Origin of the sequence: Salinicola rhizosphaerae, assembly GCF_014652715.1 — a bacterium.
GTDB classification, from domain to species: Bacteria; Pseudomonadota; Gammaproteobacteria; order Pseudomonadales; family Halomonadaceae; genus Salinicola; species Salinicola rhizosphaerae.
Genome location: NZ_BMZI01000004.1, coordinates 159,638 through 182,881, shown reverse-complemented (window position 1 = coordinate 182,881; position 23,244 = coordinate 159,638). Strand labels below are relative to the sequence as shown.

Annotated in this window: 22 protein-coding genes; 16 read left to right on the top strand and 6 right to left on the bottom strand. The window is 64.3% G+C overall.

The window, feature by feature from the left end:
• Positions 1-18: 18 nt before the first annotated feature.
• From IE125_RS09590 to pilM, 4 genes are read right to left on the bottom strand one after another with little or no spacing between them, the layout of a single operon-like run.
• Entirely contained in the window at positions 19-552 is a 534-nt protein-coding gene (locus IE125_RS09590; protein WP_189444449.1) for a pilus assembly protein PilP, read from the bottom strand.
• A 2-nt stretch (positions 553-554) separates the two neighbouring features.
• On the bottom strand, positions 555-1,241 hold the full coding sequence (locus IE125_RS09585; RefSeq protein ID WP_189444448.1) for a type IV pilus inner membrane component PilO: 687 nt from the start codon (positions 1,239-1,241) through the stop codon (positions 555-557).
• On the bottom strand, positions 1,238-1,813 hold the full coding sequence (locus IE125_RS09580) for a PilN domain-containing protein (RefSeq protein WP_189444447.1): 576 nt from the start codon (positions 1,811-1,813) through the stop codon (positions 1,238-1,240). Before IE125_RS09580 ends, IE125_RS09585 begins: the two co-directional genes overlap by 4 nt.
• A complete protein-coding gene (gene pilM / locus IE125_RS09575) occupies positions 1,810-2,865 on the bottom strand; it encodes a type IV pilus assembly protein PilM (protein ID WP_373297406.1) in 1,056 nt (351 codons plus the stop codon). The genes IE125_RS09580 and pilM overlap by 4 nt, the downstream gene beginning before the upstream one ends.
• 400 nt (positions 2,866-3,265) lie before the next feature.
• Between pilM and IE125_RS09570 the strand changes: the two genes are divergently transcribed.
• Both IE125_RS09570 and IE125_RS09565 read left to right on the top strand, forming a co-directional pair.
• The gene (locus IE125_RS09570) at positions 3,266-5,788 is read left to right on the top strand and encodes a penicillin-binding protein 1A (RefSeq protein WP_189444445.1); all 2,523 of its coding nucleotides are present in this window, start codon (positions 3,266-3,268) and stop codon (positions 5,786-5,788) included.
• Between the two features lie 112 nt (positions 5,789-5,900).
• A complete protein-coding gene (locus IE125_RS09565) occupies positions 5,901-6,647 on the top strand; it encodes a DUF481 domain-containing protein (protein ID WP_189444444.1) in 747 nt (248 codons plus the stop codon).
• Between the two features lie 109 nt (positions 6,648-6,756).
• Here the strand turns inward: IE125_RS09565 and IE125_RS09560 are convergent, their stop codons facing one another.
• Together IE125_RS09560 and rpmE are read right to left on the bottom strand one after the other, a co-directional pair.
• Positions 6,757-8,025 carry a malic enzyme-like NAD(P)-binding protein gene (locus IE125_RS09560; RefSeq protein ID WP_189444443.1) on the bottom strand — a complete coding sequence of 423 codons (1,269 nt, stop codon included), beginning with the start codon at positions 8,023-8,025 and terminating at the stop codon, positions 6,757-6,759.
• A gap of 602 nt (positions 8,026-8,627) precedes the next feature.
• The gene (gene rpmE, locus IE125_RS09555; RefSeq protein WP_189444442.1) at positions 8,628-8,843 is read right to left on the bottom strand and encodes a 50S ribosomal protein L31; all 216 of its coding nucleotides are present in this window, start codon (positions 8,841-8,843) and stop codon (positions 8,628-8,630) included.
• A 125-nt stretch (positions 8,844-8,968) separates the two neighbouring features.
• On the opposite strand from rpmE, the gene IE125_RS09550 reads away from it, so the two are divergent.
• The 14 genes from IE125_RS09550 to hemB all read left to right on the top strand — a co-directional run bounded on the left by IE125_RS09550 (position 8,969) and on the right by hemB (position 23,183).
• A complete protein-coding gene (locus IE125_RS09550) occupies positions 8,969-11,305 on the top strand; it encodes a primosomal protein N' (RefSeq protein WP_189444441.1) in 2,337 nt (778 codons plus the stop codon).
• A 362-nt stretch (positions 11,306-11,667) separates the two neighbouring features.
• Positions 11,668-13,353 (top strand): arginine--tRNA ligase, encoded by a 1,686-nt coding sequence (argS, locus tag IE125_RS09545; RefSeq protein WP_189444440.1) that lies wholly within the window; start codon positions 11,668-11,670, stop codon positions 13,351-13,353.
• Between the two features lie 3 nt (positions 13,354-13,356).
• Positions 13,357-14,058 carry an SPOR domain-containing protein gene (locus IE125_RS09540; RefSeq protein WP_189444439.1) on the top strand — a complete coding sequence of 234 codons (702 nt, stop codon included), beginning with the start codon at positions 13,357-13,359 and terminating at the stop codon, positions 14,056-14,058.
• Positions 14,059-14,343: 285 nt separating this feature from the next.
• Entirely contained in the window at positions 14,344-14,862 is a 519-nt protein-coding gene (hslV, locus tag IE125_RS09535; protein WP_189444438.1) for an ATP-dependent protease subunit HslV, read from the top strand.
• Between the two features lie 14 nt (positions 14,863-14,876).
• Positions 14,877-16,253, top strand: coding sequence for an ATP-dependent protease ATPase subunit HslU (hslU, locus tag IE125_RS09530; RefSeq protein WP_308430132.1), 1,377 nt, complete (start codon positions 14,877-14,879; stop codon positions 16,251-16,253).
• 155 nt (positions 16,254-16,408) lie between these two features.
• Positions 16,409-16,792 (top strand): gamma-butyrobetaine hydroxylase family protein, encoded by a 384-nt coding sequence (locus IE125_RS09525; RefSeq protein ID WP_189444437.1) that lies wholly within the window; start codon positions 16,409-16,411, stop codon positions 16,790-16,792.
• A 230-nt stretch (positions 16,793-17,022) separates the two neighbouring features.
• Positions 17,023-17,769, top strand: a complete 747-nt coding sequence (ubiE, locus tag IE125_RS09520; protein WP_189444436.1) for a bifunctional demethylmenaquinone methyltransferase/2-methoxy-6-polyprenyl-1,4-benzoquinol methylase UbiE — start codon at positions 17,023-17,025, stop codon at positions 17,767-17,769.
• A 13-nt stretch (positions 17,770-17,782) separates the two neighbouring features.
• Complete coding sequence (locus IE125_RS09515) at positions 17,783-18,415, top strand: ubiquinone biosynthesis accessory factor UbiJ (RefSeq protein ID WP_189444435.1); 633 nt, start codon at positions 17,783-17,785, stop codon at positions 18,413-18,415.
• The gene (gene ubiB / locus IE125_RS09510; RefSeq protein ID WP_189444434.1) at positions 18,412-20,034 is read left to right on the top strand and encodes a ubiquinone biosynthesis regulatory protein kinase UbiB; all 1,623 of its coding nucleotides are present in this window, start codon (positions 18,412-18,414) and stop codon (positions 20,032-20,034) included. Before IE125_RS09515 ends, ubiB begins: the two co-directional genes overlap by 4 nt.
• Before the next feature lie 84 nt (positions 20,035-20,118).
• Positions 20,119-20,460 (top strand): phosphoribosyl-ATP diphosphatase, encoded by a 342-nt coding sequence (locus IE125_RS09505; protein WP_189444433.1) that lies wholly within the window; start codon positions 20,119-20,121, stop codon positions 20,458-20,460.
• A 105-nt stretch (positions 20,461-20,565) separates the two neighbouring features.
• Positions 20,566-20,835 (top strand): Sec-independent protein translocase subunit TatA, encoded by a 270-nt coding sequence (gene tatA / locus IE125_RS09500; protein ID WP_189444432.1) that lies wholly within the window; start codon positions 20,566-20,568, stop codon positions 20,833-20,835.
• A 6-nt stretch (positions 20,836-20,841) separates the two neighbouring features.
• A complete protein-coding gene (gene tatB / locus IE125_RS09495; protein ID WP_189444431.1) occupies positions 20,842-21,258 on the top strand; it encodes a Sec-independent protein translocase protein TatB in 417 nt (138 codons plus the stop codon).
• On the top strand, positions 21,255-22,028 hold the full coding sequence (gene tatC, locus IE125_RS09490) for a twin-arginine translocase subunit TatC (protein WP_189444430.1): 774 nt from the start codon (positions 21,255-21,257) through the stop codon (positions 22,026-22,028). Before tatB ends, tatC begins: the two co-directional genes overlap by 4 nt.
• A 144-nt stretch (positions 22,029-22,172) precedes the next feature.
• The gene (gene hemB / locus IE125_RS09485; protein ID WP_189444429.1) at positions 22,173-23,183 is read left to right on the top strand and encodes a porphobilinogen synthase; all 1,011 of its coding nucleotides are present in this window, start codon (positions 22,173-22,175) and stop codon (positions 23,181-23,183) included.
• Positions 23,184-23,244 lie beyond the last annotated feature (61 nt).

The window sequence follows — 23,244 nt, the reverse complement described above, 5'->3', positions numbered from 1 at the left end:
CGGCGTCTCGTGTCGTTATCATGGTGTCTGCGCCGATGACGGCGTCGCCATGGCCAGGCGCTGCTGTCGCTCGACCCAGCCGCCCTGTTCGGTGCGTATCGTTTCGGTCAGGGCCAGCGCTCGCGGCTCGATCGTCTTGATCTGGCCGTAGTCCCGGCCCAGGTAGTCGCCAACGAAGACGCGGTGCACCTTGCCGTCAGGCGCTTCGATCAGTCCCGAGCGCTGGCTGCCGACACTCAGCGTGCCGACCAGCGACAGACTGTCGAGTTCGAAGGCCTCGAGCGGCTGTCGCGGCCGATCCGCGTCGGGCAGCGGCGTCGTGTCGACCGGCGCGACCGACTTGGCCTGCGCAGGTTCGAACGGACTGCGGCGGGCGGCCTGATCGTAGACGGCCACCGTGTAGGCCGGCATGTCGGGCAGCGCGGCGATCTTGCCCTGCGGCTTGCCGCGCAGGGCATCGAGATGTTCCTGCAGAGCGTCGAGATCGGCCTCGCCGCAGCCGGAGAGCCCGATCACAAGGGCGCACGTCAGCCACCGCCATCGTCGAGACATCATCATGATTTCCCCCGTTGAGCCGCACCGCGAGCGGCATCTTCGGTGTCTTCGCGATAGCGATAGGTCTTGGCGACCATGGCGAGACGCAGCCGGTCATCCACCGGCGTCAAGGTGAAGTCGTGCAGCGTGACGATTCGCGGCATGGCCGCCACGCGCGCCAGAAAGGCGGCGATCTGGTGGTAGTCACCGCGCACCTGAATATCGAACGGCTGCTCGAGGTAGAACTCCTGTTCCACCGTCGGACGCAGCTTGAGGCTGTCGATATCCAGCTGCTGCTCCCGCGCGGCATCGCTGATGGCATCGAGCAGCGCGGGCACCTCGGCGTCACTGGGCAGGCGCTCCAGCACGCGCTGCATGCGCGCTTGAAGCTCGTCCATCTGCGCCTGCATCGCCGGCAGGTTGACCGCCTGGTAGGAAAGGGTTTCGAATCGCGTGAGCGCTTCGGCCTCCTGCGCCGTCAGCCGGTGATGCATCTCGCGCGGCGAGGCGGCCAGCAGCCACTGCGCCAACCAGGCCGCGCCGACCAGTGCCGCCAGCGCGACGAGTCCCTGCAGGGCGAGCGGCCAACTGCCGGCCTCCTTGACGTCCAGCTCGCGCCACGGCAGCTCGCGCAACTGTCGCCACTGATCGCGACAGCCGTCCCCCACGCGGCGCAGGCGAGCGCCAACCACGCCACGACGACTCATGATCCCGTCTCCGGCGATCGCGCGTCCGGCAGGCGCTCGTCGACGCTCATGTGGAACCGTTTGGGTGCAGACGGCCCTTCACCCGTCTGCACGTCGGAGAGCAGCGGGGTGCCGAAGACAGCGCTATCCTCGAGGGCGCGCATCTGGCTCGAGACCTGCCGATTGGAGCTCGCGACCCCGCTGAGCTCCAGGCGATCTCCCTGGCGATCCATTTCGGTGTAATGGACGCCGTCGACCAGAGAGGCCGAGAGCTGGTCGAAGACCTCGACAGTCAGCGGGCGACTGGCCTGAAGGGTACCGATCAGCTCGATCTGGGCAAGCATGCGTTCGCGCAGCTTGCGATAGTCGCGCACGGCTTCGATATCGTGGGTCAACGCCTGCGTATTACGATCGATCATGGCCAATCGCGCCTGCTGGGCGCGAACTCGCGACTGCTCGAACTGCGCCATGCCCCAACCGATCAGCATCCCCAGCAGCAGCATGCCCAGAAGCGTCTGCTTCAGACGCCGGGTCCGCTGCTGACGCCGCTTCTCTCGCCACGGCAGCAGGTTGATCTCTATCGTTCGGCTCATATCGACCCCTGCCCCCGCATGGCGAGTCCGCAGGCGGTCAGCATCGCCGGCGCATCGGCGGCCAGCGAGGCGACATCGACGCGCTTACTGACGGCCATCCGTGCGAACGGGTTGGCGAGCATGGCCTCGAGCCCGCTCTGGGCCCGCAGGCGCTCCGCGAAGCCGGGCAAGGCGCTGGAGCCGCCACCCAGAACGATGTGTCGAATTTCCTGCTGTCCGGCGGCGGTGTAGTAGAGCTGCAGGGAGCGACCGATATGCTGGATGAGCGTGTCGATGAACGGAATCAGCACGTCCTGGCGATACGACTCGGGCAGCCCACCTCGGCGCTTGGCGCGCCCGGCTTCCTCGAAGCTCATGTCGTAGCGCTTGCTGATGGCATCGGTGAGCTGGCGGCCGCCGCACAGGTTGTCACGGCTATAGACGATGCGCCCACCCTTGAGCACATGGAACGCGCAGAGATTGGCGCCGATGTCGACCAGCGCGGTCACGGCTCCATCGTCGTCAGCAGGTTGCAGAGCACCGCAGACCCGCTCCAGCGCCAGCCCCTCGACATCCACCGCCACCGCCTTGAGCCCGGCAGATTCGAGCGTCGCGGTGAGCATCTCGATATCACTGACGCGGCACGCCACCAGCAGGATCTCCTGCTGATCGTCGTGGCGCGAATGGCGCCCGAGGCGCTGGAAATCGAACGCGACCTCGTTCAGCGGGAAGGGAACGTATTTTTCGGACTCCATCTGGATGCGCGCTTCGATCTCGTCCTCGTTCAGCGAGGCCGGCAGCGTGAGGGTCCGCGTGATGGCGGCGGCGCTGGGCACGGCGACGACGGCCTGTCGCGATCGCAGTTCGGCGCGCTCGACGGCACGACGCAGCGTATCGACCACCTCGCCCTGATCGCGGATACGCCGCTCGACGACAGCGCCCTCCTGCAGCGGACGCACGGCGTAGCTGAGCACCTTCACCCGATTGGCGTGGCGTTCGAGCTCCAGCAGCTTGACGGTGGCCGACGTGATATCGACGCCCACCAGCCCGCGTGCGGACCTTTTCATGCGCAGCACTGTCTCACCTCGCCAGAGTCGGAATCCTAACCGGAATTAACGGCGGCCCCGAGGCAGACTTGAGACATTTTGTTACACTTATTCCGCCGTGCTTGCAGGAAGAGACCGAGGCGAAACTGGTCCACGCGCCATCGCGTCAATATAATGCGGCGAGTCACTTACGACAGCCGGCGACCTGCGCCGGACAACGTAAGGCGAACGACCCTATTGCGGGATCGCTCGGCCGACCGACCGCGGCGCCGGGCCTCCCTTGCAGAGAAACAGCTATCATCTGGGCCCGCATCACTCGCGACAACGAGCCAGCCCGTCGCTCGCCCGGATATCGCGGCAGCGGTCCCCACGGAACGCGGACTCGCCTGCGGTTGCTCCGCCATCAGTCAAGGACCACGCCTTTATCATGAAGCTTTTTATACGCCTGCTGACTACCGCCTTCTGGCTGCTGCTGTCGCTCGGCAGCGGCATCGTTCTGGCGGTCGTCGGTGCCGCGCTCTACTTCGCGCCGGGCCTGCCAGACGTGCATCAGCTGCAGAACTACGAGCTGCAGACGCCGCTCCGGGTCTATACCGACGACGGCAAGCTGATCGGCGAGTACGGCGAGGAACGGCGCATGCCGATCAGCTTCGACGAGATTCCCAAGCCGCTGGTCAACGCCCTGCTCGCCGCCGAGGATGCCAATTTCTACAACCACCCCGGAGTCGACCCGAAGGGGCTGCTGCGCGCGGCGGTGGAACTCGCCTCGTCGGGTGACATCCAGTCCGGCGGCAGCACCATCACCATGCAGGTAGCGCGCAACTACCTGCTGACGCTCGACCAGACCTTCACGCGCAAGATTCGCGAAATCCTGCTCGCGCTCCAGATGGAGCAGATCATGAGCAAGCAGGATATCCTCGAGCTCTACGTCAACAAGATCTATCTCGGCCACCGCTCCTACGGCGTAGCCGCGGCGGCGAACACCTACTACGGCAAGCCGCTGGTCGATCTCACTCTGCCGCAGTACGCGATGATCGCCGGCCTGCCGAAGGCACCTTCCACCTTCAACCCGCTCACCAATCCCGAGCGCGCGCTGATTCGCCGCAACTGGATTCTCTATCGCATGCGCCAGCTCGGCTCGATCGATCAGACGGCTTACGAAGCGGCGGTCAAGGCTCCCATCACGGCCAGCCGACACGTGGCTCAAGCGGAGGTCGACGCGCCCTACGTGGCCGAAATGGCGCGCAGCTACGCCGTCGAGCGCTTCGGCGACAAGGCCTATACGGACAACATCCGCATTACCACGACCCTCGACAGCCGCTATCAGACCGAGGCTCGCGACGCCCTGGTCCAGGGTCTGATCGACTACGACACGCGCCATGGCTGGCGCGGTCCGGAGCAGAAGGACGTGCCGCCGAGCCTGGTCGAGGCTCAGGATCGCACCGAACGCCAAGGCCTCGAAGAGGAGCTGTCGGAGTCGCCGGAAGTCATGCAGACGGCGCGTCAGGCGGCCCAGAGTAGCCAGGCGTCGATTGAAGGGATCGACGGCGACGTCAGCAACTGGCTGAAGGTACTGGAACGGACGCCGGACTACGGACCGCTCAAGCCGGCCATCGTGGTCTCGACAGATGGCCAGCAGATGCGCGTTCTCGACGCCGACGGCAAGGTCGTGACCCTCGACTGGGATGGTCTGAAGTGGGCGCGCGTCTATCACAGTGCCAAGTGGCGCGGCGACGTGCCGGCGAACGCGGCCGCGATCGCCAGCCGCGGCGACCTGGTTCGCATTCTCAAGTCCGGCGATCACTGGCGACTGTCGCAGCGCCCCGGCGCGGAAGGCGCCATCGTGGTTCTCGATCCGAACACCGGGGCCATCGAGGCGCTGCAAGGCGGGTTCAGCTTCGCCGCGAGCAAGTTCAACCGTGCCATCCAGGCCCAGCGTCAGGTCGGCTCCAACTTCAAGCCGTTCGTCTACCTGGCCGCGCTGCAGGAAGGCGGCATGACCGCCGCAACCATCATCAACGACGCACCCGTCGTGATGTCCCAGGTCTCCGGCGACGACTGGCGCCCGGAAAACGCCGAGCGCCGCTTCCAGGGACCGACGCGCCTGCGCGTTGGCCTTTATACGTCACGCAACCTGGTCACCATCCGCGTACTGCAGTCGCTGGGGCTCGATAATGCACTCAACTTCCTCGAGCGCTTCGGCTTCTCACGCGATCGTCTGCCCCACGGTCTGTCGCTGGCGCTGGGCAGCGCCTCGCTGACGCCGCTGGAGATCGCCAACGCCTACGCAGTCCTCGCCAACGGTGGCTTCCAGGTCGCCCCCTGGTACATCGAGAAGGTTACCCAGGGCAGCGAGAATACCGTCGTCGAGGAAGCCAACCCGCTGGTGGCGTGTCGCGACTGCGCCCCGGACGCCACGCAGACCGAGGTCGACGGCGAGCCTCGCCGCATCGCGCCTCGCGTCGTCGATCCGGACGCACTCTATATCCTGCGCAGCATTCTGCGCGACGTGATCGAGCACGGTACCGGCCGCGCAGCCCTGTCGCTCAATCGTAGCGATATCGTCGGCAAGACCGGCACCACCAACGACCAGCGTGATGCCTGGTTCTCCGGCTTCAACAATTCGCTGGTCACGACGGTGTGGGTCGGCAAGGATGACAACTCGACGACTGCCGAGTACGGCGCCCAGGCGGCGTTACCGATCTGGAAAGCGTTCATGGGCCCCGCGCTGAAAGGCACGCCGGAAGTGATCCCCGAGGCACCTGAAAACATCGTGCAGGTTCGGATCGACCCTGATACCGGTAAACGCTTGCATGACGATCAGCCCGGCGGCATCAGCGAAATATTCCGCAAGCAGAACGTGCCGGACTATCAGCCGCGCGGCGTTCAGCCCGAAGTCGAGGATGAAAGCGGCTCGCAGGGAACCGGTACCTACGAGGCTATCTTCTGATCGTCAAAGTTCTGGTAAGTTGTTCGGGGCCTCAGGGCCCCGATATTTTATCGTCGACTTCCATTCCCGCGCGCCAGCATCAGGACGTCGTAGCAACGCTGAGAGAGATGTGATGCCCCTGCTCCGTTACCGTTGGTGGCTGCTCGCCACCTGCCTACTGACGACGCCGACGTTTGCCGACCTGTTCTACGCGCCGCCCGCGCCAGAGGAGAATGCGCCCAACTTCAGCGGCAGCGCGGAACTCGGCTACACACGCCTGACCGGCAACACCAACACGCAGACGCTGCTGGCCAAGGGGCGCCTGACCTGGCTGACCGGGCGTTTCACGCACACCTTCCGTGCCGAAACGCGCAGCGTGCAGGACAACGATTCGACCACCTCGGAGCAGTATCTGGCCGCCGCCCGCGAGCGCTACGAGCTGGCGGACGACAACTACCTGTTCGGCTTCGGCCGCTGGGAGCGGGACCGCTTCAGCGGCTACGACTGGCAGTTCACCACCATCGGCGGCTACGGCCGCCAGCTGCTCACCGGCCCGACTCACGTTCTTTCCGCCGAGGTCGGCCCGGGCTACCGCCACGACGAGTACGCCGCCGGCGGCAGCGACGACCTGCCGCTGGGCTACACTGCGCTGGACTATACGTTCAACATCAGCGATGACATCTCGTTCGACCAGGAGCTCTCCGCGGAAGCGACGCATATCAACGTCACGACACGCTCGCTCTCCTCGATCACGTCACAGTTCAATTCGCACCTCGCCATGCGGGTCTCCTACGACATCAAGAGCAACACCCATCCACCGCCCGAGACCGATGCCCGCACCGACACCACGACATCGGTGTCTCTGCTCTACAGCTGGTGACGACGGCCACGAGCCACGAGCGGCAACGATGCGGAGAGGCCGCCTGCAGGTGGAAAAACGAAGAAGCCGCCCGAATTGGGCGGCTTCTTCGCACAGGCGGTGAGGCGGCTCAGCCGTAGATGTCTTTCACACTCTTCAGCGGATAGTGCGCCGGATAGGGGCGAGTGGCGACGCCGGAATCGACGGCAGCCTGCGCCACGGCTGCGGGAATCTTCTCCAGCAGACGGGAGTCGACCGGCGTCGGAATGATGTAGCCACGTCCGAATTCGAGAGAGTCGAGTTCGTAGGCCTCGAGCACCTCCTGCGTCACCGGCTCGCGGGCGATATCCTTGAGCGCATGCACGGCCGCGATCTTCATCGCTTCGTTGATCGCCGAAGCGCGAACGTCCAGCGCGCCGCGGAAGATGAACGGAAAGCCGAGCACGTTGTTGACCTGATTGGGGTAGTCGGAGCGACCGGTACCCATGATCACGTCGCTGCGCGTCTCGCGCGCGAGATCCGGATGAATCTCCGGATCCGGATTGGAGCAGGCGAAGACCACCGGATCGCTCGCCATCTTCTTGAGCTGTTCCGGCTTGAGCAGATCCGGCCCGGAGAGGCCCACGAACACGTCGGCACCATCGATGGCGTCGTCCAGCGTGCGCAGCTCGGTCTCGGTGGCGAACTGTGCCTTGTATTCGTTGAGATCGTCGCGACCGCTATGAATCACGCCTTTACGGTCGAGCATGAAGATGTTTTCCGCCTTGGCACCGCACTCGATCAGGAGCTTCATGCAAGCGATCGCCGCCGAGCCGGCTCCGAGACAAACGATGCGCGCGGCGTCCAGCGTCTTGCCCGCAATATCGAGGGCATTAAGCAGGCCGGCCGCGGTCACGATTGCCGTGCCGTGCTGATCGTCATGGAAGACGGGAATACTGCAGCGAGACTTTAGCGCCGCCTCGATCTCGAAACACTCCGGCGCCTTGATATCCTCGAGATTGATGCCGCCCCAGGTGTTGGCGATGTTAGCCACGGTATCGATGAATGCCTGCGGCGAGTCTGCCTCGACTTCCACGTCGACGGCATTGATACCGGCAAAGCGCTTGAACAGCACGCCCTTGCCCTCCATGACCGGCTTGCTCGCCAGCGGCCCGAGATTACCGAGTCCCAGAATCGCGCTACCGTCGGAGACCACGGCCACCAGATTGCCCTTGCCGGTGTAGCGATAGGCATTTTCCGGGTCCTTGGCAATTTCGCGACACGGCTCGGCAACGCCGGGGCTGTAGGCCATCGCCAGGTGCTTGGCCGTCTGCGTCGGCTTGGTCACTTCGACCGACAATTTCCCCGGAATCGGTTTGGCGTGATAATCCAGTGCCGCCTGGCGTTTTTCGTCACTCATGAGAGGTTATCCAGATTCATTTAGCGAAAGTCGAGCCAGACTATAGAAAAAACAACGCCCACACAATCATCACGCCAATGAACACTATTGGTGAATTTTAATCGCGCGTTTGAATCATTTAGCTACCATTTACCGAAACTTATACTTCGCTGAGCCAGCTATAACGCCAACCTTATCGCTGCAACGATGGCGGCGTTACACACGGCATTTCGGCATTTTTTTAAATTTTTAAATGTACCCTTTACCCTTTTTTCCCGCGCATCATTCGCCCCGACACAGGCCTGTGCCGTCACGACGACAGCCTTCATTCCCGGTAAAGACAGGCCCACTTCTGTCAGAAGCTGCCCCGTTCCAGGCAGCACGCGTCACGGCTCGACGCGGATTCGCCATCGATGAGACAGCGATCGGTCAGATGCCATCGATCCAGCGCAAGAGGACACGGGCGGCGATACCCGCAACGCCCTGCCCCATGAACCCAGTCCCATGCGCCCCGCCCCGTGCGCCCTGCAAGACAGGCCAACCCCCATGAGAGAGCCGGGGCCAGAAACGCACGCACAAAAAAGCCCGCCTGGCGGCGGGCTCTATCGATCGTCCAGCGACTGTCAGCCGCGGCGCACGGCGGCACCGAAACGCTTGTTGAAGCGCTCGACGCGGCCACCGGTGGAAGCCTGCTTCTGCTTGCCGGTGTAGAACGGATGGCACTGCGAGCAGACGTCGACATGGAAGTCTTCGCTGGCAGTGGTACCGACACTGTGCGTCGCGCCACAGGAGCAGGTCGCGGTGACGGTCTTGTATTCGGGATGGATAGCCTGTTTCATCGTGAAGCCTCGCTTTGGGTGCACCGCCACCTGATCGATTGCCAGGCACCGTACACGGTTAGGGAATAGCGTTAGACTCCCGCGGGACCGGGTACGCCTGGAATCCCGTAGCACCAGCGTCGACAATGTCGCTCGCTGCCACGGACAAAAGACGCACCTCACGTCGGAAGGCGCAACATTCTAGCAGATCGGATTACGGAGGCCAATTGGTCGATTCCCAGGGCGACGCCGCGCGCGACGGCGCGTCAGCGAACCCTCGCGTGCTCCACGTGGCCATCCCCACGCCTCTGCGGCGCCTGTTCGATTACCGCCCGGTCGGACCGGCCCCGGCGCAGGGCTGGCAGCCCGGGCTCAGGGTCAAGGTGCCGTTCGGTAGGCGTCAGCTCGTCGGTATCGTGGTCGGCGCGAGCGACGAAAGCGATTGGCCGCTCGATCAGCTCAAGCCGATCGCTGCCCACCTCGACGATGCGCCGCTGCCGGAAGACTGGCAATGGCTCTGCCGCTTTACTGCTCGCTACTATCAGCATTCGCTTGGCGACACTCTGCACCACGCGCTGCCCGGGCCGCTGCGCCAAGGGCGTCCACTGGAAGCCCGAACCCGCGAGCGCTGGGAGCTGGCCACCACACTCGACAGTGCACAGTCGAGGCTCGCGCGCGCACCGCGTCAACGCGAGCTGATCGCCCTGGTCGCTCAGCACCGTCAGGGCGTGGTCACCTCGGCCATTACCGCACAGGGGTTTACCCGCGCGCAGCTGCAGGCGCTGCTCGACAAACAGCTCGTCACCCGCACCGAAGAGCCGGTGACGGCCGGAGAACCGTGGCAGGCTCCGCTCACCGCCGAACCTTCGCTATCGCTCAACCGCGAACAGTCGACGGCCCTGGCTGCACTGCACGAAGGGCTGGATCGATTCCACCCCTGCCTGCTGCACGGAGTGACCGGCAGCGGCAAGACCGAGGTCTACCTGCAACTGATCGAGGGCGTGCTCGGTCATGGTCGACAGGCGCTGGTGCTAGTGCCGGAGATCGGGCTGACGCCGCAGACGCTGGCCCGGTTTCGCAAGCGCTTCCGCGTGCCGGTCGTGGCGCTGCACTCCGGGCTCACCGATCTCGAGCGCCTCGATGCCTGGGAGGCGGCACGCAGCGGCCGCGCGCCGATCGTCATCGGCACGCGCTCGGCGATCTTCACGCCGCTGGCACGCCCGGGCGTGATCATCGTCGACGAGGAGCACGACGGCTCGTTCAAGCAGCAGGATGGATTGCGCTATCACGCCCGCGACCTCGCGATCGCCCGCGCGCATCACGAATCGATCCCTATCCTGCTCGGCAGTGCCACGCCCTCGCTCGAGAGCCTCGCCCAGGCTCGCAGCGGCCGCTATCGCCATCTGCGGCTGACCCAGCGGGCCAGCCGACACGCCCCCGCCAAACTGGAACTGGTCGATCTCCGAGGGCGGTTGCGCCAAGGCGGGCTGATCCCACCGGTCATCGACGCGATTCGCCAGGCGCTGGCGGCCGAGGGACAGGTGCTGGTCTTCATCAACCGGCGAGGCTTCGCGCCGACGCTCGGCTGTCACGAGTGCGGCTGGATCGCCGAATGCCGCCACTGCGATTCGCGCATGACACTGCATCGGCACCCGCCGCGCCTGGTCTGTCACCACTGCGAACACCAGGCGCCGCAGCCGGATGCCTGCCCGGCCTGCGGCAGTGCCGATCTGCGCCCGCTCGGTGCCGGCACCGAACGCACCGAGGAGACGCTCTCCACGCTATTCCCGGACACGCCGGTCTACCGTATCGACCGCGACAGCACCCGCCGCAAGGAGGCGTTCGATGCCCTGCTGACCGACATCCGCCGTGGCACGCCAAGTCTCCTGGTCGGCACCCAGATGCTGGCCAAGGGCCACCATCTGCCGCATGTCACGCTGGTCGTCGTGGTCAATGCCGATGCCGGTCTCTACGCCAGCGATTTCCGCGCGCTCGAGCAGAGCGCCCAGCTGCTCATTCAGGTCGCCGGTCGTGCCGGGCGCGCCGAACGTCCGGGCCGGGTGCTGGTGCAGACACTGCACCCGGATGACCCGAACCTGCGCCTGCTCGCCGACAGCGGCTACGACGCGCTCGCCTACCAGCTGCTGGAAGAGCGTCGGCTGGCGGCGTTACCGCCCTTTCGCCACCTGGCGCTGGCGCGCTTCGAGGCGGCCAGTGAAAGTGATGCCAACGACGCCGCGGGAGCCGCCGGAGAGGTCATGCGCGCCTGGCTCGTCGAGCGCGAGCTTCCGGTTCACTGCCTCGGACCGGTGCCCGCACCGATGGAGCGTCGGCAGAATCGTTACCACATTCAGCTGATGCTCTCCGGCGAGCGCCGCAGCGCCTTACATGAAGCGAGCGCCTGGCTGGCCGGCTGGCTGGAGAGCAACGCGACCCGCAAAGTGCGCTGGTCGCTGGATATCGATCCGATGACCCTGAGCTGAAGCCGCGAGCCGTAAGCCGTAAGCCGTAAGCCGTAAGCCGTAAGCCGTAAGCCGTAAGCCGTAAGCCGTAAGCCGTAAGCCGTAAGCCGTAAGCCGTAAGCCGTAAGCCAGTATGCAACGTCCGGTCTCCATCGAAACAAACGGTATTGACCTGGCTTTTCGTTTTTGACCTTTCTTAAAGCTTATGGCTTACAGCTCCCCGAAGGGGCAGGGTTTAAAGCCTCGCCGCAATCATCGATAATGATCGCCCTTTTTTGCGCCGGGGCACGCCATGCCACGGCGGCATCAGACACTTCCGACGCGACACGCTCGCCACCGGCTATCGAACCCAGGCTCAACGGCCCTCGAACACGAATCAGGCAATGAAAGAGACGATCACACAACTGCTCGACGCCGCGGTCGCCACGCTCAAGAGCGAGGGCGTGATCCCGGCGGACGTCGCCCCGTCGATCAAGGTCGACCCGACGCGTGACAAGGCCCACGGCGATTACGCCAGCAACCTGGCGCTGATGCTGGCCAAGCCGGCCGGATGCAAGCCCCGCGAACTGGCCGACAGGCTCATCGCCGCTCTGCCCGCCAACGAGGCCATCCGACGCACCGAGATCGCAGGCCCCGGCTTCATCAACTTCTTTGCCGCCACCGATGCCATTGCCGGCATCGTCAGCCGAATCCTCGACGAAGGCGATACCTTCGGGCGCAGCCTGATCGGCGCGGGCGAGAAGGTTCAGGTCGAGTTCGTCTCCGCCAACCCGACCGGGCCGCTGCACGTGGGTCACGGCCGCGGCGCCGCCATCGGTGACTGCCTCTGTCGCCTGCTCGAGGCGACCGGCTTCGACGTCACGCGCGAGTTCTACTACAACGACGCCGGCGCCCAGATCAACAACCTGATGCGCTCGGTCAAAGCCCGCGCCGACGGCCTGACCCCGGATGACGAGAGCTGGCCGGAGGATGGCTACCGCGGCGACTACATCATCGATGTGGCGCAATCCTATCTCGCCGGCGACACCGTCATTGCCGACGACCGCAAGGTGACCGCGAAAGCCGATCCCGAGGATGTCGACGCGATTCGCGACTTTGCCGTCGCCTATCTGCGTCGTGAACAGGATCTCGACCTCAAGGCCTTCGGCGTCGAATTCGACGTCTATTTTCTCGAATCCTCGCTCTATGCGCAGGGCCGCGTCGAGGAGACCGTCAAACAGCTGATCGCCAACGGCCACACTTACGAGGCCGATGGCGCACTATGGCTGCGCACGACCGATTTCGGTGACGACAAGGACCGCGTCATGCGCAAGTCGGATGGCGACTACACCTACTTCGTCCCCGACGTCGCCTATCATCGCGACAAGTGGCAGCGCGGCTTCACCACCGTCATCGACGAGCAGGGCGCGGATCATCACTCGACGGTCACCCGCGTGCGCGCCGGACTGCAGGCACTCGGCGTGGGCATCCCCGAAGGCTGGCCGGACTACGTGCTTCACCAGATGGTGCTGGTGACCCGTTCGGGCGTCGAGGTCAAGCTCTCCAAGCGTGCCGGCAGCTATGTCACGCTGCGCGACCTGATCGACGAAGTCGGCCGCGATGCCACGCGCTATTTCCTCGCCGCACGGCGCGCCGACTCGCAACTGACCTTCGACATCGACCTGGCGCGCTCGCAGACGAACGAGAATCCCGTCTACTACATCCAGTACGCCCACGCGCGGGTTTGCAGCGTCCTGCGCAAGGCGGAAAGCGAGGCTCGGGCGTTCGATCATGCGATCGCCATGGCCAACCTCGAACGTCTCGATACCGACCAGGAAAAGGCGCTGATGAACCGATTGGCCCGCTATCCGGACACGGTCGAGCGCGCTGCCCGCTCGCGCGAGCCGCATCAGATCGCACAGTTTCTGACCGATCTCGCCAGCGACTTCCACACCTGTTACAACGCCCAGAAAGTCATGGTCGACGACGCCGAGCTGCGCAATGCGCGGCTGGCACTGGGTCTGGCGACACGCCAGGTCATTGGCAATGGATTGACGCTGCTTGGCGTCAGTGCCCCGGAGGAGATGTAAACGATGGCTCGCCGTCCCGCTCAGAACACTCGCTCATCGTCCGGGCGTGGCTCGCCCAAGGGCGCCACGTCGAAATCCCGCCAGCGCAGCGCCAGTCGCGGCGGCAGTGCCGGGGGCATCCCCGGCTGGCTTTGGGCCATCGCGGGGTTGATCGGGGGCTTTGCGCTGTCGCAGTACCTCGACAGCAGCGCACCGGAGCCGGTGGCGGCGGTCGTTCCCAAGCCCGCGCCGGGTCAGACGGCGAGCGGCGGGACCAGCGAGAGCGAGCCCTCACCTGACAGCGGCGCCGGCGCCGCTGCGCCCGCGCAGCCGGCGACGCCGACGTTCGAGTTCTACACCCTGTTGCCCGAGACCGAGGTGATCGCGCCCAACAGCGACAGCAAGTCCCCCGAGCCCACCGCCAAGGCGACTCAGGAAGCCGCTGCCGACGACGCCGCCAATCAGACCCAACAGCCGGAGCCGGACGGCGGCCGCTACATGCTGCAGGCAGCCTCCTTCCGCGATCTCGACGACGCGGAGAAACTGGCCAACCGACTCAAGGATTTCGGCTTGCTGGCCAAGATCACCGACGTGAGAGCGAACGGCGATCAGATCTGGCACCGCGTTCAGGTCGGCCCGTACGAGGACAAGCGTGAGCTCTCCAGAGCCCAGGACCTGATGGTGACCCAGGGCATCGAGCCCCTGCTGCTGCGCCTGCAGAACTAGCGTCCTTTTCGATCGGCCACTGCCGCTCGGCCTCGACTCGCTCACTCTTCACTCACTGCACTCATGCTTGCCTCATCACGGTCGGTCTCTTCGATCGACCGCGTTGCGCCCTCCTGCCTACGGCTCAGGCGCGCATCGCCTGGCGCCGGCTTGATTTCATCGCCGACTGCCCGCACCTCCCAACACATGCTGCATCACGTCGCGCGCTATCGCTCGCGCCGGTGATGACAACGATTTCTTGCGTCAGCGTCTTCAGGCGATGGCGCGCCATAGGGAGTTTTCTGCATGACCACTATCGTGTCCGTGCGTCGCGGCGATCAGGTGGCACTGGCCGGCGACGGTCAGGTTTCGCTCGGCAATACGGTGATGAAAGGCAACGCTAGCAAGGTGCGCCGTCTCTATCGCGGCCAGGTTCTCGCCGGTTTTGCGGGTGGCACCGCCGATGCCTTCACCCTGTTCGAGCGGTTCGAGGCGCAGCTCGAGAAGTATCAGGGCCATCTGACCAAGGCCGCCGTGGAGCTCGCCAAGGAGTGGCGTACCGACCGCGCTTTGCGCCGCCTCGAGGCGATGCTGGCGGTCGCCGACAAGACGGCCTCGCTGATCATCACCGGCAACGGTGACGTGGTCGAACCCGAGCGCGGCATCATCGCCATCGGTTCCGGTGGCCACTACGCCCAGGCATCGGCTCGCGCGTTGCTCGAGAACACCGAGCTCAGCGCTCGCGAGATCACCGAGAAGTCACTCGATATTGCCGCCGACATCTGCGTCTTCACCAACCATCAGATCACGCTCGAAGAGCTGTAACGGGAGCCCCTATCATGTCTCAGAGTGAATCCCAGCAGAGCGTGTCCTCGCAGCCCGCGCTGACCCAGTCGGCGATGACACCGCGCGAGATCGTGCACTCGCTCGATCAGTACATCATCGGTCAGCACGACGCCAAGCGTGCCGTCGCCATCGCTCTGCGCAATCGCTGGCGCCGCATGCGTCTCGATGACGACATGCGCGGCGAAATCGTGCCCAAGAACATCTTGATGATCGGCCCGACCGGCGTCGGCAAGACCGAGATCGCGCGCCGTCTGGCCAAGCTGGCCGGAGCGCCGTTCCTCAAGGTCGAGGCGACCAAGTTCACCGAGGTGGGCTATGTCGGGCGTGATGTCGAATCGATCGTCCGCGATCTAATGGAAATGGCCATCAAGATGGTGCGCGAACAGGCCAAGACAGAAGTCCGCCACAAGGCGCAGGACGCCGCCGAGGATCGTATTCTCGACGCGCTGCTGCCGCGTCCTCGGGGCAGCGAGTACGACAGCGGCCGTGACGACTCCGCGACGCGGCAGACCTTCCGCAAGAAACTGCGCGAAGGCCAGCTCGATGACAAGGAGATCGATATCGAGGTCACCCCGGCCAGTCAGGGGGTGGACATCATGACGCCACCCGGCATGGAGGAGATGACCAACCAGCTGCAGAGCCTGTTCGCCAACATGGGCAAGCAGAAGACCGAGAACCGTAGAGTCACGGTCAAGGAAGCCTGGAAGCTGCTGCAGGACGAGGAAGCCGCCAAGCTGGTCAACGAGGAGGAGATCAAGCAGCGCGCGCTGGAATCGGTCGAGCAGAACGGCATCGTTTTCCTCGATGAGATCGACAAGGTCGCCAAGCGCGGCGAGTCCGGTAGCGGTGGCGATGTCTCGCGTGAAGGCGTGCAGCGCGATCTGCTGCCGCTGATCGAGGGCTCCACCATCTCGACCAAGCACGGGATGGTGCGTACCGATCACATCCTGTTCATCGCCTCAGGCGCCTTCCATCTGTCCAAGCCGTCGGATCTGATTCCGGAGCTGCAGGGCCGCCTGCCGATTCGTGTCGAGCTGCAGGCGCTGACGCCGGAGGATTTCAAGCGCATCCTGACGGAGCCGTCCGCGGCGCTGACCAAGCAGTATCAAGCCCTGCTTGGCACGGAAGGCCTCGACGTCCAGTTCACCGAAGACGGCATCTCGCGTATTGCCGAGATCGCCTGGCAGGTCAACGACGGTACCGAAAACATCGGCGCCCGCCGCCTGCATACGGTCATGGAGCGTCTGCTCGAGGAAGCTTCCTATCAGGGCGGCGATTTCGAGAGTCCGCTGGTCATCGATGGCGCCTACGTCGATGCCCACCTGGGCGAGCTTGCGGTCGACGAAGACCTGTCGCGGTATATTCTTTGACAAGAAGCGATAAGCTTTAAGCGGGAAGACCGCCGCTTCGCGGCTGGAAGAGAAGAACGCCAACATGGCGTTCTTCTCTTTCGCTTGCATCGACTCATGACTGGCCAAACTTACGGCTTACAGCTCAAGGCTTACAGCTCACCGAAGGTGCCTTCATGCCTGCCCCCATTCCCAACCGCGTGCACTACCACAAGAGCGCTCGCGAGCTCGAGCTGGGCTATCCCGACGGCTCGATCTATCGATTGCCGATCGAGCTTTTGCGTGTCTACTCTCCTTCCGCCGAGGTTCAGGGTCATCACCCTGACGAGGCGGTGCTGCAGACCGGCAAGCGCCACGTCGGCCTGCTGAACATCTCGCAAGCCGGCCGCTACGCATTGAAGCTGCACTTCGACGATGGCCACGACACCGGCCTCTTCACCTGGGAATATCTGCTCGACCTGGCGACTCACCAGCACGAACGCTGGGACGACTACCTGCGTCGGCTCGAACGCGCTGGCGCGTCACGCGACCCCGGCACGATCCAGATTCATCAGGTCTGAAACGACTCCCGAGCCAGCCCGCGAGCCTGTTTCTACCTGTCGGCGTGCAAAGACAACCCTGCCACCAGACGCTACAATGCCTTCCAAATCGAGGCGTTCGCCTCTGGATGAGTTCGATCTGTCTTCCCGGTATCAGTCAGGTTCCGCCGACAATCGCGGCGGACTGCCCACCGGCGCTCATTTGCCATCAGGGGCAGCGAGAATCTGTCCGCCAGCTCAGGGAGAAGCACATGGACAAGCGCACGACCGACTTCGGTTACGAGGAAGTCGCAGTCGAAGAGAAAGCCGCGCGCGTGGCGGACGTCTTTCACTCGGTGGCCGCGCGCTATGACGTGATGAACGATCTGATGTCGTTCGGCATCCATCGCGTGTGGAAGCATCTCACGCTCGAGCGCAGTGGCGTCCGCACCGGGCATCGCGTCCTCGACATCGCTGGCGGCACCGGCGATCTGACGCGCCAGTTTGCCAAACGGGTCGGCCCGGAAGGCCGCGTGGTACTGGCCGATATCAACGAATCGATGCTGCGCGTGGGCCGGGACAAGCTGATCGACCACGGCGTCGGCGACAACGTCAAGTATGTGCAGGCCAACGCCGAGAGCCTGCCGTTCCCCGACAACAGCTTTCACTGCATCACCATCGCCTTCGGCCTGCGCAACGTCACCGACAAGGATGCGGCGCTGCGCTCGATGACGCGGGTACTCAAGCCTGGCGGTCGTCTGCTGGTGCTGGAGTTCTCCAAACCGGTCAACCGCCTGCTCTCGAAAGCCTATGACGAGTATTCATTCCGCGTGCTGCCGCAGGTCGGGCGCTTCGTCGCCAACGATGCGGACAGCTATCGCTATCTCGCCGAGTCGATCCGCATGCATCCGGACCAGGAAACGCTCAAGGGCATGATGCGCAATGCGGGGCTCGAGCGCGTCGAATACACCAACATGACCGGTGGTATCGTCGCGCTGCACCGCGGCATCAAGCTCTAGGGTGCCGGTCGACATGCAGCAGACCCATACCCTGCCGACCATTGCACTGGTGGCGCTGGAGAAGACCCTCAATCGGCTGCTCCGGCGCGATCCGGCAACGCCTGCCCGCCTTGCGACACTCGATGGCAAGACGCTCTGCACACGCCTGGAGTCGCCCGCCATCACGCTGCGCATCGGCTTTCACGCCGACGGCGTGACGCTGTCGCGGGCGCAGCCGTGGCAGGCGCCGGACGATCTCGACATCACTGTGACCCGACGTGCCATCGAGCGCCTGGTCGCCGGCGACTCGCTGGAGCGACTACTGTTCTCGGGCCAACTTCCCGTCACCGGTGACAGCGCGCTACTGCCGGCGATTCAGGCCCTGTTCGCCGACATCGACCTCGACTGGGAAGGCGCCCTGGCCAGCGGACTCGGTAGCGGCACGGCGCACGGCCTCGCCCGCGGTATCGAGCAGTTGGGCCGTCAGACCCGTTTTACCGCTCGCGAGTGGCATCAGGATCTGCGCGAGTACCTGTTCGAGGAGCGTCGCTGGATCGTCGGGCGCGACCAGATCGGCGTCGCGCGTGACGCGACGAGCGAGCTCCAGCAGCGCGTCGACCGTCTCGGTGCGCGCATCGCCCGCCTGCAGCGGGAGAGCGTTCGATGAGCTTTCGTCTGTTCCGCATCGCCTGGACCATTTCCCGCTACCGCCTCGATACGCTGGTACCGCTCGATCGGCTGCCGGGACCGATCCGCTGGCTGTGGCGTTTCGCGCCGGTACGCCTGATCCCGACCCGAGGCTACTCCCGCGGCGAACGGCTACGCCTGGCGCTCGAGTCGCTGGGCCCGATATTCGTCAAGTTCGGCCAGATGCTGTCGACCCGTCGCGACCTGCTGCCGCCGGACATCGCCGACGAGCTGAAGCGCCTGCAGGACCAGGTCCCCCCATTCCCTGGCGAGACCGCTCGTGCCATGGTCGAGAAGGAGCTTGGCAAGACGGTCGAGGAAGCGTTTGCCAGCTTCGAGACCGAGCCGATGGCCTCGGCTTCCATCGCTCAGGTACATGCCGCCGAGCTGCACAGCGGCGAGCAGGTGGTGGTCAAGATCATTCGCCCCGGCATCGAGCGCACCATGCGCGAGGATATCGGCCTGCTCTACACCTTCGCCCGGATGATGCGTCGCGTGCCGGAAGCACGCCGGCTGCGGCCGGTGGAGGTCGTGCAGGATTACGAAGCGACGCTGTTCGACGAGCTCGATCTCAACAAGGAAGCGGCCAATACCTCGCAGCTCAAGCGCAACTTCCAGAATTCGCCGCTGCTCTATGTGCCGAGCATCACCTGGTCGCTCACCTATCGCCAGGTGATGGTGCAGGAGCGCATCAACGGCATCCCCGTCGCCGATATCGAGGCGCTGCGAGCGCAGGGAACCGATCTGAAGCAGCTTGCCGAGCGCGGCGTGGAGATTTTCTTCACGCAGGTCTTCCGCGATAACTTCTTCCACGCCGACATGCACCCCGGCAACATCTTCGTCTCCCGCGAGAACCCGACCCAGCCCCGCTACATCGCCATCGACTGCGGCATCGTCGGCAGCCTGACGCGGGAAGACCAGGACTATCTGGCACGCAACCTGCTCGCGTTCTTCCGCCAGGATTACTATGAAGTCGCGGTATTGCATATCGAATCTGGCTGGGTTGGCGAGGGCACGCGCGCCAACGAATTCGCCGCTGCCATCCGCGCCGTCTGCGAACCGATCCTGGAGAAGCCGCTGAAGGACATCTCTTTCGGTCAGGTCCTGCTCGGGCTTTTCCAGACCGCACGGCGCTTCAACATGGAGGTGCAGCCACAGCTGGTGCTCCTGCAGAAGACGCTGCTCAATATCGAAGGGCTCGGTCGCCAGCTCTATCCGGAGCTGGATCTCTGGAGCACCGCCAAGCCCTATCTGGAGCGCTGGATGCGCGAACGGGCTGGCCCGCAGGGCTTCTGGAACACCTTGAAGAAGCACGCCCCAGAGCTTGCCCATCAGTTGCCCGAGCTGCCGGTGCTGGCCCACCAGGCGCTGGCCGATCGCGAAGAGCAGAGGCGTCTCGCGCGACAGCAGACGGACGCGCTGGCCAACCTGCAGCAGCGCTTTCAACGCGCCGCGCCGCGGGCACGGCGCTATCGTCTCGGCGCGATTCTGCTGGCCTTGGCACTGGCGTGGCAGCCGATGCTCGGCTGGGCCGAACAGCAGCCCTGGCCCGTGCTGGCAGCCGCCGGGCTCGGCTTGCTGCTGCTGGCATGGCGCTGAGTGTATGATGGATGACCGCGGGTCGATCGCCACCTTCGACTCGCACGGGTAAAGAAAGCGTTACAATCGCAGGAATGTCATGTCATGAGTGATACTCTCGAGCAGCTGGCGGACGTGCTGGAAGCTCGCCGCTCCGCGGACCCCAAGAGTTCTTACGTTGCCCAGCTCCATCATCGCGGGCTCAACAAGATTCTCGAGAAGGTCGGCGAAGAGGCCACGGAAACGATACTTGCCGCCAAGGACCTCAAGGCGGATGATGCATCCAGCCGTCAGGCACTGATCGGCGAAGTGGCCGATCTCTGGTTTCACAGCCTGGTGATGCTGTCGCATCTCGATGTGGATCATCGCGACATCCTGGACGAGCTGGGACGCCGCGCCGGCGTATCCGGACTCGAGGAAAAGGCATCGCGACGACCCTCCGAGTAAAGGACGCCGCGTCATGCAGGACACGTCGAACTCGCGCCTAGGCGCTTTCCTCTGGCCCGAGCCTCGGTAAATCCAGGTCTCGACCACATTTAACAGGAGTCTTTTATGCTGGGTGGTATCAGTATCTGGCAGTTGTTGATCGTACTGGGCATCATCATTCTGATCTTCGGTACCAAGAAGCTGCGCAACGTCGGGACCGATCTCGGTGGCGCCATCAAAGGATTCAAGAAGGCCGTCAACGAGGACGACGACAAGAAAGAGAGCGCGACGCAGAGCCGTATCGATCACTCCGACTCGTCATCGCAGGACAGCAACTTCGACAGCCACACCGGAGAGAACCGGCAGACCGCCGACGACAAGGCCGAGCGCAAGTAACCGGCCATGTTCGATATCGGTTTCTTCGAACTCCTGTTGATCGGCATCGTCGGTCTGCTGGTGCTCGGGCCCGAGCGCCTGCCGAAAGCGGCGCGCACGGCGGGTCTTTGGGTCGGACGCATCAAGCGCACCGTCTCGACCATGCAGCGGGAGATCACCTCACAGCTCGAGGCGGAAGAGCTGCGTCAGAAGCTGGCCGAGCAGCAGAAGAAGCTGGACGAAGGCGTCGATCGCGCCAAGCGTGACGTCGAGGAGACCGTGGGCGGCATTCGCGGTGACACTTCGTCTCGCTCGACGAGCGCCAGCGCGCAGCGCGACGCCAACGGCAAGCCACCGGCGGAGGCGTCGAGCGCATCCACCGACGGCACCGATTCTTCGGCTGACACCTCTTCCACCGCGGACAAGGATTCGGCTTCCCGATGAGTGATGCGTCCTCTCCCCCGCCGGACGACGAGCAGCCCCAGGCCCCATTGATCGAACACCTGATCGAGTTACGTTCGCGGCTGATGAAGGCCGTGATCGTGGTCGTGGTGATCTTCGCCGGGCTCTACGCGTTCTCCAACGATATCTATCGCTTCGTCGCGGACCCCTTGGTCGCGCTGCTGCCGCCGGGTTCGCGGATGATCGCGACCGAGGTCACCTCGCCGTTTTTGGCACCGTTCAAGCTGACCATGGTGGTGGCGATCTTCGCCGCCATCCCGTTCATTCTCTATCAGGCCTGGGCCTTCATTGCGCCGGGCCTTTACAAGCACGAGAAGGCTCTTGCCTTCCCGCTGCTCGCCTCGAGCATCCTGCTGTTCTACTGCGGCGCCGCGTTCGCCTATTACGTGGTGTTTCCGCTGCTGTTCAGCTTCTTCGTGCATACCGGGCCGCAGGACGTCACGGTGATGACGGACATCAACGCCTATCTCAACTTCGTGCTGAAGATGTTCTTTGCCTTCGGCGTCGCGTTCGAGATCCCCATCGCCACCTTCCTGCTGATCTGGACCGGCATCACCGACGTCAAGAGCCTCACCAAGAAGCGTCCTTACGTGATTCTGGTCTGTTTCATCATCGGCATGCTGCTGACACCGCCCGATATCATCTCGCAGAGTCTGCTGGCCGTGCCGATGTGGCTATTGTTCGAGGTGGGCATCATCTTCGGGCGTATCGTCCATCGCCGCCGCGCCGAGGACCAGCCGGCGTCGGAGTGATCCGGCGACGCCTTACGCCACGGCTATACTGGTGGCGTGGGCGGCTCGGGCCCACTGTCATCCTATTGTCATCTGGCGCTGATAGTTTATGGATCGGCGCCGCGAGACCCTCGCCAGAGACTCGCCGCTTCCGTGGAGAGATTCATGCGTTATTCCCTGCCTCGTCAGTATCCCGCCACTCGCCTTCGCCGCCTGCGCAAGAGCGAGTTTTCTCGCCGCCTGGCGCGGGAATCCCGGCTGACGACCGACGATCTGATTCTGCCGGTGTTCGTGCTTGACGGTGAAAAACGCCGCGAACCCGTTCCCTCGATGCCGGGAGTCGAACGGCTCTCCATCGACGAACTGCTGCGTGAAACGGAGGAGCTGGTCGAACTCGGCATTCCCGCCATCGATCTGTTCCCGTTCACGCCGCCCGAGAAGAAGACCCTCGACGGCGCCGAGGCCTGGAACCCGGATGGTGTCATTCAGCGCGCCATCCGCGCGCTGCGCGAGCGCTTCCCCGAGCTTGGCATCATCACCGATGTCGCGCTCGACCCCTACACCTCCCACGGGCAGGACGGCATTCCCGACGAGAACGGTTATCTGCAGAACGATCGCACCATCGAGGCTCTGATCAAGCAGGCACTCTCTCATGCCGAGGCGGGCGCCGACGTGATTTCACCGTCGGACATGATGGATGGCCGCATCGGCGAGATTCGCGCCACCTTCGAACGCGAAGGGCTGCACGAGACGCAGATCATGGCCTACTCGGCCAAGTACGCCTCCAAATACTACGGCCCGTTTCGCGACGCCATCGGCTCGAGCGGCAATCTGGGCCGCGCCGACAAGTTCAGCTATCAAATGGACCCGGCGAACACCAACGAGGCGATGCACGAGACGGCCCTGGATATCCAGGAAGGGGCCGACATGGTGATGGTCAAGCCCGGCATGCCGTATCTGGACGTGGTCCAGCGCGTCAAGGAGTCGTTCGGCGTGCCGACCTTCGTCTATCAGGTGAGCGGCGAATACGCGATGCACATGGCCGCCTTCGAGAAGGGCTGGCTCGAGGCCGATAGCGTCATCCTCGAGTCGTTGACCTGCTTCAAGCGGGCTGGCGCCGACGGCATTCTGACCTACTTCGCCAAACGCGCCGCCCAGTTGCTCAACCAACAGTGATGGCCGCGGGCGTGCCTGCCCCGGTCATGACAAGGTCTCTCGCACGGGAGGTCTCATGATG